Raw genomic sequence first — 14,062 nt, forward strand, 5'->3', positions numbered from 1 at the left:
AAGGTAGCGTCGGGCACGTCGAGGTCTTTCGGATGGCTGGCGTAGGAACCTCCATCTTCGGAAGACCTCGACACCTACCCCCGGACCGACGCGCCAGCGCTCTCTACACCCTCATCTGTGAAGAGCCGCGAATCCGGGAGCGCACTCACGTCATCGTCTGGGCCACATCGACGCGGTGTGGAAGGAGACGACGATGAGCGTAGCGATCTGTCTTGGGGTGGACACCCACGAACGAACGCCCCTGCGGTGGGCGCGGGACCACTGGCATGACTGGGGCCGGACCGAAGCGGGCCTGTTGGTCGTCGCCGACCTGCTCGACCTGCCGCGCTGGCTGGCTCAGACGGCACCTGAAGGGCGCGATGAGGTGCTGGCGGCTCTGGCACGGACGGCCGAGCACGACGTGGTGGCGGTCTCCGTGATCACGTGGCTCCTGGTGCCTGGAGCGGTGAACCTTGCACGGAAGCTCGGGGACCTCTCCCCCGACATCGACGCTCTGGTCGCCGGACAGCTGTGGCTGACGGTCCGGGCCTACCGCGGCGACCCGCCGCGACGCGTTGCAGCCACGCTGCTGGCCCGGACACGGCGTGAGGTGATGGCCGACCTCGGTGTCGGTGAGGCGGCAGTGCGTCGGGACCGCGTCTGGGCATCGGCGGTCCCGATGGGGACGGTCCCGGAGGTGCCCGATCTCGAGACCGGGCCGGACCCCGAGCGCGAGCTCGCTGAGCTTCTCGAGGACGCTGCCGCGACGGGTGCTCTGACCCGCGAGGACCGCGCTCTGCTCCTGGACGTGGCCCGGGAGGCTGCGCGGCTCAACGTACCGGCGGGACGGGGCCGGGGTGGGCTGATGACCCCGTCGGTGGCCGAGCTGGTCGCCGAGGACTACGCAGCGTCGGCACGCACGGTCCGTCGCCGGACGGCCAGGGCCGTCGCCGGCCTCGAAGCGTTCCGCCGGTCGAGCCACTGACCGTGGTGCGGCCTCAGCGGCTGGGACCGTGAAGGGCAGGACCGGAGGGGGCAGGACTGCGATCCTCTGGTCGCATCCGCTTCGGCTCGGTCCGGCGGGAAGTGGATGCGACGTGTTGCTGCGGGTCGATCATGCGGAACCACAGTGCCGAGGTTGCCTCGTCGTCCGGGAGCGGGCCCTGGGCCGTCGCCTGCTCCAGCCGGTCGGGTACGTCGACGCCGGCACGGTGCAGACGGTCCAGACGCTCGGCCATCCGTGGGGTGAACCAGTCGCGGTGTCCGACGTGCTCGACGATGAGACGCTCCCAGTGCCGGAGGGCCTCGGGCAGCTCACTACTGACCCGGCAGAGGAGGCCGCGTGCGTACCGGCCGGCCGCTCCCCCGGCGTCCAACGGCCCCACCGGCCGCGAGTCAGTGTGGTCGACTCCTCGGGCGGCCCGCCACACGGTGAGGTCGGCCAGGAGGTCACGGTTCATGTGGTGCGCGAGGGGCGCTGCCCACCGCTGCCCGGGTGTGGTTCCCTGCCGCACCTGGGCGGCCAGCGCCCGCACCCGTTCCCCGCGGGCGGTGAGATAGCCGGCCCAGACCGGATCGATGGCCAGCCGCTGCGGGATGGCAGGCAGCCACCCCAGGGGACCGCCCGACGGTGCGCGGTCCAGACGCGAGAGCAGGACGGCCGCAGGGTCGTCGGCGTCGTCGAGCCCCCGGTAGGTGGACGCGTCGGTCAGTGCCTGGAGGGCGTCGCGCCCGTCGGCCTGGGTGAGCATCAGATGCGCACGCAGGCTGGGCCAGGCCGGGGCGTGGGGCAGGCCCGGGACCAGGGCCTCGGCGGCAAAGTCGAGGTCATGGCCCCAGTCGGGGCCGAGGAGCCTCTCGGCGCCGGCCAGCAGGCCGTCCTCGTACCTTTCTGCTGCGTCGTGGAGCAGCGCCGCGGGGTCGGCCGCTCGTGCCCTCTCGGTGGTCGCCGAGACGGCCGCGCCGTCACGTGCGAGCACGCCCTGCAGGACCTCGGTGGCCGTGGCGGGGCTGGCCGTTTCGATCAGTGGGAGCGTGTGCCCGTCTGTGTCAACGGCGGACACGACGTGCACGTGGTTCTCGTGCCGGCCCCGGGTGAGCATGGTGTAGAGCAGCTGCCGGGACTCCTGCCCGGTGACGATGCCGTGGACGCTGTCGGTAGTGAGCCCCTGAGCCACGTGGACAGTCGACGCGTACCCGAGCTCGACGTGCTCGGCGGCGTAGCCGGCCGGCAGCCTGGTCCGCAGACCGGAGCTGAGATGACGCACGCTCAGGGCGGAGCCGTCGACAGCGGTGACGGTCCATCGGTCACCGTTCTTGACCCAGTCGGTGCTACCGACGCCCAGCCGTCGGTCGTTGCGCCGGGTGATGACGACGTCCCCGGCGGACGCGTACGTGCCGTCGGCCAGGGCCACCTCGCGGCCAGGTGCGTCGCCACCCAGTCGCGCGGCGCGCGCGCGGGTGTTCAGGCTGGCGACCACCTCCCGGGTGGGTGCGAGCATGAGGTAGTCCCGCCCGCTGGCGCGGTCCCGGGACCAGGCGGTGAAGACGGCCTCGACGGTGGTGGCGAGGTCCCCGACGTGCACCCGGTCCCGGTCGAGGTAGAACCCGAGGGCGGAGGCGTCCCCGGCCCGCAACGCCAGCGTCGCCTCGGCCTCGGCGGGGTCGGCGAACCGGACCACCTCATCGAGGCGTACGGCGCCGTGGGCGGTGGCGATGTCGCGGAGCACTCCGCCGGCGCCGACGGCGGCGAGCTGCTGGTCGTCGCCGACGAGCCGGACGCAGGCGCCCCGGCCCAGCGCGTGCGTGATCACGCGGTCCAGGGTGAGCGTGTCCGCCATACCGGCCTCGTCGACCACGACGAGGGTGTCGCGGCCGATCGCCTCGTCGAGCCAGGACCTGCGTCCGTGGTCGAGGTCGTGGACGAGCTTGGCCAGCGTCTCGGACGGTATGCCGGTCGCCTCGGCGAGCACGCTCGCCGCGGCCGCGGACGGCGCGAGTCCGATCACCGGGCCGACGTGGCCACGCCAGGCGTCAGCGAGGACCCGCACGGCTGTGGTCTTGCCCGAGCCTGCCGGGGCCAGGACGAGCTGCACCCGACGACCGCTGCAGGCCAGCGCCAGGACCAGGTCCACCTGCCCTCGGTTGAGGTCCCTCCCCTGCACGGACGCCTCGAGCACCGCGAGCCGGGCGTCCTCGGGAAGCAGTGCAGCACCGTCGGTCCGGCCGGCGGCCGAGGTGATCCGCTGCTCGGCCTCCAGGACCCGCCGGCTGGTGTAGTGGTCGCTGCCGGTGTGCCGGTAGACGCTGGTGCCGTCGCTTCGCCGCAGGACTCCCGGCTCGGCGATGGGGTCCAGGTCCGGGGTGAGGTTGACCGAGCGCGCCGCCGTAGCCGCGTCGAGGAGGCGCCCGACGACGTCAGCGACCTGGCGCGGGTGCAGGTTCAGGCCGCGGACCTGGCGCTGGGCCTCGGCCTGCAGGTGCCAGACCTGCCAGGTGGCCCGCCGCGCCTCGACCTCGGCGACCACCCGCTGTGCCGCCTCCTGTACCCACCCGTCGGACACGTCCTGCGTCGGGCTGCTCGCCTGGCCCAGCACGGCCGTCACCATCTGCTGGATCCCCTCCGGCCCGAGCACCCCGGCCGCCTCGGCCCACCACGTGTCGCGCTGGGCCGCCAGAGATCGCGGCTCGTGCTTGGCCGCCCGGGTCTCGAGGTTGGCCCGCTGGGCCAGGGCGATCTGCTCCACCGGTGTGGGCGGGCGCCCGTGCGCCTCCAGGAACTCCCGGGACAGCTCCTCTTGCCGGGCGGTGATGTCACCCCGGCGCCGGGACCACAGCTCGCACAGCGCGCGGTTGACCCCCTCGATCTCCCGGACCGGCCGCTTGTCGCCGGTCCCGCCCGACCGCTGGACGAACCGGACCCCCAGGGCAGTACGCAGGTGAGCCTCGACGGCGGTGTTGTAGACCTCCGACGCGGCGACGACGTGCTGGTGCAGCACCCGCCCGTAGATCGACAGCCACTTGCCCTCGACGGTCTGCACCTTGTTGGCGACCGCGACGTGGGTATGCAGGTCGGGGTCGCCGTCCCGGGAGTCCCGGTGGGTGAAGGCCGCCGCGATCAGCCCCCTGGTCTCGACCTGACGTGCGCCGTCCTTGCCCTCCCGCGTGTACAGCACCTGACGCTCGAGGAAGGCCAACGCCTCCTGCACAGCGGCGTCGTGCGCCTCCGCGACCGCCTGGGAGATCTCGGGCGGGGCGATGGCCCACAGTGTCGACACCGACTTCACCGGGCTGAACGTCAGGTCATACCCCGCCACGGCCGTCCGCTGCGGCCGCGAGTACCGCGCCACCGCCGAAGCTAGCTCCCGGGCATCACGCGGCTCCCTGCCCTGCTCGCGGACGAAGTACTCCCGTGCCACCTCGCTGCGCGCTGCCGCCGTCTGCGCCAGTTGCTTCGCCGGCTCGGTCGAGCCGTCAGCACGTGCCTGAAGCCGTCGGGCGACCTCCGCGTTGAACCCTCCCCCGTCGCTGTCGTAGACCCGGTATGGCGCACCCAGCGCCACACCCGTCAACGGGTGACGGCCGGCGCCGAACAGGTTCCGCATCTGCTCCGAGGTGACGCGGTTACCGGACTCGAGCCCGTCGATCCCGACCAGGCCTGAGCCCGTCCAGCGACCGGGCGACTCACCCCTGGCCGCGTAGTAGTCCTCCAGCCCTCGGCGACCGATCTCGGTGTCGTCCCCGGCCGCGACCTGGCGGGTGAGGTACTCATACCCCGACCCCGCCGACAGCTTGTGCAGCGTCATCGTCACGCCCCCCAAGGCCGCAACCGAACGGCGAGTGGCCACGGAGCGGGCCAGGATGGAAAAGGTGTGTGGGGATTCAGCAAGGCGAAGAGCTGGTGAGGGACGTTGGCGGGCGAGGAGGTCGCGTCTCATGCGCGGGTCAGGTGGGTCGAAGCTGGACGGTCGGCGGTCAGACTTGGCAAGGGCGGTGCGGTGTCAGGCATACGTACGTCTCAGAGTCGCGGCCCTGGGCGGCGTGGTGGTGTCCAGTGCGGCGGTGACGATCGAGTGGCCAAGCCCGGCATAGCAATGGACGGGAGGGGGCGGTGGGTGGTCACGCCATCGTGGCATCCGTACGTCGCAGGGTCTTGGCCCGCGTCGTCACGTCGGCCGGCGCTATGCGCCTGTGCCGTCGCCGTGGGGGCGTGCGGAGCGTCGCGCGCGGGAAAAGCCCCTCCTCAGGCCGGGGTATGACGTGAACTGAAGGTGCCGCGTGCGGGGCGGGACGTAGGCACGACCCCGGCTCTCCGATGCCGCACCCACCGCCGCACCGACTCACGGGAGACACCCAGCTGCATGGACACAGCGATCATCGCCTCGGTCGTCGAGGGGTAATCCTGCTGGTGCTCCAGCACCAGCCTGACGGCCCGAGCTCGCAGCTCGGGATCGATCTTCTTCGGCATGTGCTCATCCTCCTGGACTCAAACAGGAGCGGCATCAAACCTGGGGCGCTTCACCACCAGAGACGCGTCCACTGTTGCCCCGCCTGCCATCTCAACGTAGGCAGCTGAACGGCTTCGAGCGCTCATCGCGGGTGGTCACTAAATGTGGCCAAGTCAGAGGCGGCGCGTCTCACCGTCTCAAACCGAGCAGCGAACCACGCCACGACGGCGAGCACCAGCAAGAACGCGATCCAAGCCAGTGGAGCACTGGGCAGGATCGCTTCTTCGGGATCGATCCCGCCCTGGAGGAGCCATGCCTGTCTGACGCGAGCCCCGACAAGGCCCACGACCGTTTGGACCACGACGGCAGCAAGGCAAACACGGACGAGCAATCGAAGGGATGCCCCGAGCGATTGCCTCCTTCCTGTCCGGAGTATGAGGACGGCGACCATCGAAGTCACAGTTAAGAGGGTCACCGCCTGCACTAGTTGAGGCAGTGTGTCTGCCGCCATAACGACAGTGGAAAGCCCAGCGATGGCGAAGTCTGACGAGTAGCCGGGCTCGGGAAGCCTAAACGCAACCTCACTGAATCTCAACCATGGAGCTGGGTGTCCAAAGAAGTAGCCCGTCAGGAAGGGCGACGGGGGAAGCAGAGCCCCCACGGCTGCGGCGCATCCTGACACCCAGAGCACTGCGGTGACCCCGAAGTAGGACGTGGGACTGACCACTCGTCGCCGCGGCCCACCGGCTCTGGCCAGGTCCGCTTTTCCCTCTGCATCAGCCATCGCTGCTCCGCATCGTCGCACCTAGTTAACGATTGACGTGACAGGTGAGGTGCGCGCTGCCACTCAGATACCAGGGATACTTCCATTCACACAAACTGTAGGAGTTGCTCCTTCCTCCATGCACCATGGTCACCCTCGAGGTCGCCTCGGCAGTGTTCGTCAGGTAGGGCCCCTGCTGTGTCTTGATCACCGCCGTTAGGCTGGACGAGACAACGTTCGACGTCCCACCGTAGACCATTCCTTTGGACGAATATTTGTCAGCGCCGTAAACGGTCAGCCCGTCCCAATACTGCAGGTTTGCTGCGAACGCAGCTGACACGAAGAACAGGACTGCAGCCAGGCTTGCTCCGACCGAAGCGATCAGCCGCTTTTTCATTCGCATCGTTACCGCTTACGGCGCTTTGCCGACACTGCGGTCCCTGCTCGGGAGCGTACGCAACTCGAAGTCATGGGCGCGCTGCACAGTTGCCGGGCGGAGTCCTTGGCGTGCTTGGTCGGCGGCCAGGGCACCAGGCTGGACGGCGATGAGATTCTCACCGGCCGCCACGCTGTCTGGAAGCAGGTACGCCTCCTCGAAGACAGAGTGTGACTCGTATCGAAGGGCGATCCCTTGCCGATTGAAGACACCAGGAGCGGCGCAGGACATAGCGCCCTCTTCCTCGTCGGCCGCAGTAATCAGGCACACGTTTCCGGCGAGGTCGCGCGCCACCCAATAGCGAAGCTCTGCACCGCGTCCAAGGTTGCGGAAAGACGAAGGTTCGAGCTGCAGTCCTGCCTGGCTGTCCATGCTGACCGGGGGGGCGCTCACGAGTCCTTGAGTCAATAGAGCCAGATCAGGCTGTTCACTGTCTGAAACCGCGCTTTGCCAGCCTGTCCCGAGAAGCAGTGCGACGACTGCCGTCCCAGCGATGGCCGCGAAGCGGCGTGTGCCTAACCTTCCCATGGCTCCTCCTGAACTGGTCACGCCTCAAGTGATGCACTGAGTCAGTAGAAGTACTTACATAACAGGTCGGCTGTCCCACTCACGTAGGCCTGGTATGTCCATTTGCATACGTTCTGCGAGTTGGTGCGTGCGCCATGGGTCTGTGTAGTAAAACCGAATCCTTCGGACTGATACAGAACGATCCCTGCTTGTATGGTCCGATTCCGCGCGATTAGAACGCTTCCTTGCACGTCGGTTGACCCGCCAGAGATGGTGCGCCTTATTGAGTACTTGTCCTGACTGTAGACAGTCCCGCCATCCCAATACGTCGCAGTTGCTCCGTGCGCAACGACCGGCGCTATGAGAAGCGCAAAGATCACCGTCAGCACCGTCGCTGCCCGCCGCGTACCCATGGTTCCTCCAACGAGAGTCCAGAGTCGTTTTCTGATAGTAGCGGGGAGTGGCGCAAGGCGCAACTGTTCGACGCGACTCACCGAAAGTGCCCGCGAAGCGGCCTGGTGCCCACGTAGGAATTTCCGCGAAGCGGGGGCCGGTGTGGTGCACCCAGGGACATGAACCAGTGCTCGGAAAGGTCTGCTTGCTGGGGCGGAGACATGGGGCAACGTGTGGCTGATCGGCGTGGCGTGTGTGACGGATAGGGTCAATGGGACTGACATGGAAGTTCTCACGCCCACCGTCTCGCGCAAGGACCCCATCCGCTCGTGCCATCTTCCCCGATCACTCCTGCGTCATCGACTCCGCTGATCATTCGCTGCTGGGCATGTTGGGCATGGTCCCTGATCCCCGAGACCTGCGAGGAGGGCGGTACCCGCTGGCGGGGGTGCTCGCGGTCACGGTCTGTGCGGTACGCACCGGAGCCCCCTCGTTCGCCGCGATCGCAGAGTTTGGTCTCGATCTGGGGGCCGGTCAGCTTGCTCGTCTCGGCCTGGAACGAGCAGCGGTGGAGTCCACGGTGCGCAAGCTGTTCGGCCGCCTCGGTGCCCGCGCGCTCGATGCCGCGTTGACAGTGTTCGCATGGTGCCGGGTCCGCGGCATCGAGGGCCGCCGGGTATTGCCATCGACGACAAGACCGTTCGTGGTGCTCGCTCGAAAACGTCCGCCGCGCCGCATCTGATCGCTGCGCTCGAGCACGCCACTGGCGTCGTGCTGGGACAGCACACAGTGTCGGCGGAGTCGAACGAGATCCCCGCGGTCCGCGACCTGGTCGCCGGGTTCGACGCTGCCGACGTGCACGGATGCGTGATGACGGTCGATACCATGCACACTCAGACCGACCCGGACCGTACCTCCTGGCAAACTCAAGTTTCGCCGGTTAGGAGTGAGGCGGCCCGGCTTGCAGGACTCGGCCTACAGCCGCGTCGAGTATTTGCCGCGCACGCACCGGGGGCATGCGAACGGGCTCAATAGCCGAGGCGATGGCTAGACCGTCGGCCAGGGCAAGCAGCTCAGCTGCTGCGTCCTGGACCCAGGGCGATGGTTCGGGGGCCGAGTTGTCGTTTCGCGCCTCGTCCATTGCCGTACTCGCCTTCGCGCAGGCGGCTTTCGCTGTGGCCTGTGCCTTTGCACCGTCTGTGGTCGCGTTAGTCGTGTACGTCGCGCGCGCGATGCAGGCCATGATCTGCCAGGCGATGCCGTCTTCGGCTCGCTGCCACGAGGCCTGGTGCTGGGCGGCCGTCGGGTGGTGGACCGCGGCTCGAGCCACGAATGCGAGCCACAGGGACGTATCCACGCGCTCGGCTCGGGAGCGGGGGATGAGGCTGCGCAGGGTGGCCCGCAGCATCATATCCGGGCTGTCGGACAACCGGGCGGCCTCCTCCGCCAGGCGCCGGCCGTATATCTCTTCCACCCGCGCCATGGCCGCGGCTAGCATGGCGTCCTTGCTGGGGAAGTGGTACTGGACCGCGCCGATGGACACACCTGCCCGCGCGGCGACACGCCGCACTGAGGTCCCCTCGAGCCCGTGCTCGGCGATCACCGCGACGACGGCGTCTTCCACCGCTGCGGACGCACGTGTCGATGCAGGCACCCCCACATCGTCGCACCCATACGATCGTATGGCACTCTTGGGGCATGGAATGGGACGTCTTGATTGTGTTGCCGGGGCTCGCCCTGGTCGACAGCACGAGTGTGGGCACCTTGCTGTTGCCTGCCTGGCTGCTCCTTTCCCCTCGGGTTCGGCCGCGAGCTGTGCTTGGCTACCTAGCGGTCGTCGCGGGGGCCTATTGGTTGCTGGGGTTTGCCCTGCTGCTTGGTGCCAAGGTGACCCTGTCAATCCTTGACGGCGCCGGCGACGCCGCGCGCCCGGTGCCGCTGCTCGTGGCCCAACTCATCATCGCTTCAGCACTGCTGGTGTGGGCGTTGCTACCCATGCGTTGGCGCCGACTGAAGGGAGTCACCGTGTCCGGCGGGACCACATCAGATGGGTTGGTCAACATCACCGGACGGCCAGGGTTGCTCACGCGGTGGAGGAACAGGTTGGGCGAGGGCGAGACCCACGGGGGACTGCTAGCCCTGGCTGCTGCCGCAGTGCTGCTTGAAGCTGCGACGATGCTACCATACCTCGGGGCCGTCACCCTGCTGGCCGCTGCTGACCTACCAGACGGTGTCCCAGCACTGGCACTGGCTGGCTACTGCTTGGTAATGATCGCGCCGGCGCTCCTCCTAGTGCTAGGCCGCACGGTCGCGGCACAGCGGGTCGAGACGTTGCTGCGGCGCCTGGACCAGTGGTCGCGACGCGCGGGCGGTGAAGCCCTGCTGTGGGTGGCCGGGATCGCGGGCTTCCTCCTCGCCCGCGACGCTGCCGTCGCGCTCGGCCTCCTCTAACTCGTCGAGACCAACTGAGGCCACTACGCTCCCAGAAGGGTCCGGAGACCTCGGTGCGGCATGACAAGTGCGCAGTCGTTCGTTATACACTTCTCTCGTGAGGGAGCCGTTAGACGTCGATGCGCTCGATGACACCGAGCCCTTCGAGATCGACAGGCAAGCCGCTCACCTGTTCAAGCCCCGCACCTGGGACTGGATGACGTGATGGACGTGTGGAGCAGTGATCTGCTGTTCTGTCCGGCCAAGCCGCCTGCCCAATTGGCTGATGCTCGCCGAGGGCGGCGGGCGAGTTCTCCTCGTCCCGGTGGCCCCATCTCGCTCGGGCGATCCCGACAGGCTGCTACGAGGCGTCTTCGGGCCTCGACGCCACCTATCGACGGGACCGTGCTGAAGCGGGCCATCCCGATCCCAGACGGCAGAAGCAGTCCGAGAACGGAGCGCGTTCAGGCAGGCACCGGGGCGGGCTTCGCCCAACCCCCCTCGGTGTGAAGTACCGACGGATCTCCAGCCGGAGAGGGCCGATGAAGGCCCACGTCGCCATCCAACATGCGATGCTCACGGTGATCTGGCACATGCTCAGCACCGGTCAGGTCTACGAGGACCTCGGCAGTGACTACTACACCCGGCGTCGCCCGGAGCGCGCCAAGAACCGGGCCGTCGCCCAGTTCCAGGCCCTCGGATACACAGTCACCCTCGACACCGCAGAACAGCAGCCCTCACCATGAATCTTCGCGTCAGGGTGTAGGCAGCACTGGCGCGTCGGTCCGGGATAGGTGTCGAGGTCTTCCGAAGATGGAGCTTCCTACGCCAACCATCCGAAAGACCTCGAGGTGCCCGACGCTACCTTCACCGGCGCCGACCTGACCACCTTCACACCGGCCTGGACGAGCTCGGCCTGGAAGTCACCGGACAGCTGCTCAAGCCCGACCGGCCGGTGCTCGCCTGCCGGGTCGTCGAACCGGACGACCGGTGCCGCCGCTGACGGTGCCAGAGCGTCCCGCGTGACACCGTGACCAAGGCGTTGGCTCACGAGCCGTTCGGGTGGCGCCCCACGACCCTGCATCACCGTGCGCCGGTACCGGTGCGCCGACTGTGGCCACGTGTGGCCCCAGGACACCACCGCCGCAGGGAGTGATGCTCCTATGGGTTGTCAAGCGGCGGTGAGCCATTGGCGGTAGCGCTGGGCGAACTCGTCGTCGCGGCGTCTGCCGAGCTCGAGCTCTCCTACTCGTGCTGGCCACACGCCGAGGGCGGTGGCGGCGTTGGTGAGGGTGATGTTCTTGGCCTGTCTGGTCGGGCGCAGGTCGGAGTAGTCCGGGACGGGGCAGTTGCCGGTGAGGGCCTGGAAGATCTCGCGGGCGACAGCTCGCTTGAGGGCCCGGTAGACCGCCGCCAGGGTCCAGCCCTTGTCCAGGTGGCTGTCGCGGTAGGCGCGGGTGGTCGGGTCGTGGGTCATGCGGTTCTTCACGATGCGGTGCAGGGCGGCGTTGGCCTGTCGGTCGCCTCCGCGGGAGAGGCGGTGGCGGTCGGTGCGTCCGGAGCTGACGGGGATGGGCGAGGTCCCGCACAGCGCGGCGAAGGAGCTCGAGGTGCGCAGCCGGTCGGGGTTGTCGCCGGCGGTGATGAGCAGCTGGGTCCCGGTCACGGGTCCGACGCCCTTGATGGCCATGAGTCCGGGGTTGGCCCGGGTGGCGCGGGCGAGCATCCGCGCCTCGACGTCCTCGATCTCGGTGGCCAGGTCGCGGTGGCGGCGGGCCAGTGCGCGTAGGGAGTGCAGCAGGTCCGCCTCGTCGGGGTCGGCGCACCGGCCTGGTCGGAGGCCGGCCAGGGTGCTCAGGAGCTTGGTGTCGGGCAGGTCCCGGTACCGGTCGCGGACGGGGGCGGGGGCGTTGACGAGCACGCAGCCGATCTGCCGCCAGGCGGCCTGCTGCGCCTTCAGGGCCGAGCGTCGGGTGATGTTCAGCGCACGCAGGGGCTCGATGCTGGCGGACTTGGGGTCGGTGCTGGCCTCGCCGGAGAGCACGGACCGGGCGGCACGGTAGGCGTCCAGGGCGTCGGTCTTGCCCTGCTTGCGGCGTTCGGCAGGGCGGGTCCGGTTGACCTCCACGACCCGGATCCCGGCGCCGGTGAGCTCGGTGGCGATCCCGCGGCCGTAGCTGCTGGTGCCCTCCACACCCACCGCGCTCAGGGGTCCGTGACCGATCAGCCAGGCCACTGCGCGGCGGTACCCGGCCTGGGTGGTCGGGAACTCCTTGTCGTCCACGTGCTGACCGGTCTCGGTGATGACGGCGACGTGGATGGTGTCCTTGTGGGAGTCGATACCACCGACTCGTCCTGGTGCATCAGTCATGATGGTGCTGGCCCTTTCTGATCCGAGGGGGTCGGCACCGGCCGGGTCGGTCAGACAGGACATGCACCAGGCTCGCGTCACCGGGCCAGGCTCGTATTAGGTCATGCCCGACCGGCCGGTGCTCCGTGTCACGCGATGAGGGCCGGACTGATCAGACCGTCGGTAGCCCAGCAGGGCACCAGTCAGAGGATGGGTCACGACCCTCACCGCGCAGATACCAGCATGCATGTCCGATGAACGGTGTTTCTGGCGTTCATCTCAGAGGTTCTCCGCGGCCGGCATGCGGTCGGCGAAGGTGACGGCGAAAGCGTTGAGCGCGGGCTTCCACCGCATGGTCCATCGTGCCTGGCCGGTGCCTTTGGGGTCCAGTCCGCGGGTGACCAGGTAGAGGCACTTGAGCGCGGCCTGCTCGGTCGGGAAGTGACCGCGCACGGTGACCGCCCGCCGGTACCGGGCGTGCAGGGACTCGATGGCGTTGGTGGAGAACAGCACCCGGCGGATCTCCACGTCGTAGGCCAGGAAGGGGATGAACTCCTCCCATGCCGCTCTCCACATCTTGGGGATTGCGGGGTAGGGCTTGCCCCATTTCTCCTCGAGTTCCTCGAACGCCGCCCAGGCGGCGTCGACCGAGGGTGCGGTGTAGATGCGGCGCAGGTCCTTGGCCAGCTGGTCCCAGTACTTCCGCGAGGCGTAGCGCAGCGTGGCGCGGATGAGGTGGATCACGCAGGCCTGCACGATCGCCTGGGGGAAGACCGCGTTGACGCTGTCCGGCAGGCCCTTGAGTCCGTCACAGACGATGAAGAACACGTCGGCCACGCCACGGTTCTTCAGATCGGCGAGCACGAACATCGCCGAACTTCGCCGACTCACCACCTCCCTGCCCGGCCCACAGGCCGAGCACGTCCCGGCGCCCGCCCACGTCGATGCCGATCGCGGCGCAGAACCGCTGCCCCGGATGCTCAAGCACTACTTTGCTTGACTCCACTCCTTCACAAATGCAGGAGAAGGCGCGGTCCAAGAACTTGTTGCAACCGACGCGCTGATGAACGCTCCTGCCAGGCTGTGGAGAATTCGGCATGCACCTCGGTCATGTACGAGCCGTGACTATGGATCGATACTGCTGGCCCCGACGCTTGGGGAGAAAGGAGGCGGGGACCGGACCCCCCATGCCACTCCAAGCCGATCCCATCCTCCTCAAGTAGCCAGCTGGCTGTGATTCGTCCCCATCTACGCACGCGGATGCCCGTCTGTGTTACTTCAAGGCCTTGGCTCGTAGCGGTAAACGCGTGGGACAGAGCGACGTAGACTGGAATAATCAAGAGAAGAGACATTGTCAAGAGTGATTTAGATGCCACTACTGCTGTCAGAATAAGCGGAGAAAAATAGATCAGAGGCCAGGCGAATGAACCCATCGGCCGTGGGGTCGCCCAGAGGACTTTGTCTGGAAACGCCTCTACCACCACCTGAACCTCCTGCCGAATCCATCAGTGCCCTGAGAGGCGGCATAGCCGTGGATGTTGGACGACACGTATCGCACTCCCCGATACAGACGAGGTCCGCCTCTTCTGGAAAGCGTGCCAAACATGTGGCGGCTGTTGAAGGCTTTAGCGGCTCTTCACAGATCAGGGTGTAGGGAGGGCTGGCGCGTCGGTACCGGGATGAGTGTCGAGGCCTTCCGATGATGGGAGTTCTCACACAGCCCATCCGGAAGACCTCGACGTGCCTGACGCTACCTT

7 protein-coding genes and 3 pseudogenes are annotated in these 14,062 nt (G+C 67.9%); 5 read left to right on the plus strand and 5 right to left on the minus strand.

The annotated features are described in order from the left end of the window. The first annotated feature begins 193 nt into the window (after positions 1-193). Positions 194-964, plus strand: coding sequence for a hypothetical protein (locus ACI3ET_RS15700; RefSeq protein ID WP_405034016.1), 771 nt, complete (start codon positions 194-196; stop codon positions 962-964). 13 nt (positions 965-977) lie between these two features. Here the strand turns inward: ACI3ET_RS15700 and mobF are convergent, their stop codons facing one another. Next, on the minus strand, positions 978-4,784 hold the full coding sequence (gene mobF / locus ACI3ET_RS15705) for a MobF family relaxase (RefSeq protein WP_405034017.1): 3,807 nt from the start codon (positions 4,782-4,784) through the stop codon (positions 978-980). Between the two features lie 515 nt (positions 4,785-5,299). Next, positions 5,300-5,446: pseudogene (locus ACI3ET_RS15710) on the minus strand (IS3-like element ISPfr13 family transposase); the annotation flags it as partial. Between the two features lie 2,476 nt (positions 5,447-7,922). Between ACI3ET_RS15710 and ACI3ET_RS15715 the strand changes: the two are divergent. After that, positions 7,923-8,267 (plus strand): transposase family protein, encoded by a 345-nt coding sequence (locus tag ACI3ET_RS15715; RefSeq protein ID WP_405034022.1) that lies wholly within the window; start codon positions 7,923-7,925, stop codon positions 8,265-8,267. A 198-nt stretch (positions 8,268-8,465) separates the two neighbouring features. On the opposite strand, the gene ACI3ET_RS15720 is transcribed toward ACI3ET_RS15715, so the two are convergent. Further along, positions 8,466-9,149, minus strand: a complete 684-nt coding sequence (locus ACI3ET_RS15720) for a TetR/AcrR family transcriptional regulator (RefSeq protein WP_405034018.1) — start codon at positions 9,147-9,149, stop codon at positions 8,466-8,468. Between the two features lie 74 nt (positions 9,150-9,223). Between ACI3ET_RS15720 and ACI3ET_RS15725 the strand changes: the two genes are divergently transcribed. The 3 genes and pseudogenes from ACI3ET_RS15725 to ACI3ET_RS15735 all read left to right on the plus strand — a co-directional run. Further along, positions 9,224-9,976, plus strand: coding sequence for a GAP family protein (locus tag ACI3ET_RS15725; protein WP_405034019.1), 753 nt, complete (start codon positions 9,224-9,226; stop codon positions 9,974-9,976). A gap of 521 nt (positions 9,977-10,497) precedes the next feature. Beyond that, positions 10,498-10,701, plus strand: coding sequence for a hypothetical protein (locus tag ACI3ET_RS15730; protein WP_405034020.1), 204 nt, complete (start codon positions 10,498-10,500; stop codon positions 10,699-10,701). A gap of 105 nt (positions 10,702-10,806) precedes the next feature. Next, positions 10,807-11,103 (plus strand): annotated as a pseudogene (locus ACI3ET_RS15735) (ISL3 family transposase); the annotation flags it as partial. 23 nt (positions 11,104-11,126) lie between these two features. Here the strand turns inward: ACI3ET_RS15735 and ACI3ET_RS15740 are convergent. Together ACI3ET_RS15740 and ACI3ET_RS15745 are read right to left on the minus strand one after the other, a co-directional pair. After that, entirely contained in the window at positions 11,127-12,326 is a 1,200-nt protein-coding gene (locus tag ACI3ET_RS15740; protein ID WP_405034021.1) for an IS110 family RNA-guided transposase, read from the minus strand. A 258-nt stretch (positions 12,327-12,584) separates the two neighbouring features. After that, a pseudogene (locus tag ACI3ET_RS15745) lies at positions 12,585-13,263 on the minus strand (IS256 family transposase); the annotation flags it as partial. Positions 13,264-14,062 lie beyond the last annotated feature (799 nt).

The organism is Ornithinimicrobium jinqii (assembly GCF_045032595.1).
In the GTDB taxonomy this organism is placed as follows: Bacteria; Actinomycetota; Actinomycetes; order Actinomycetales; family Dermatophilaceae; genus Ornithinicoccus.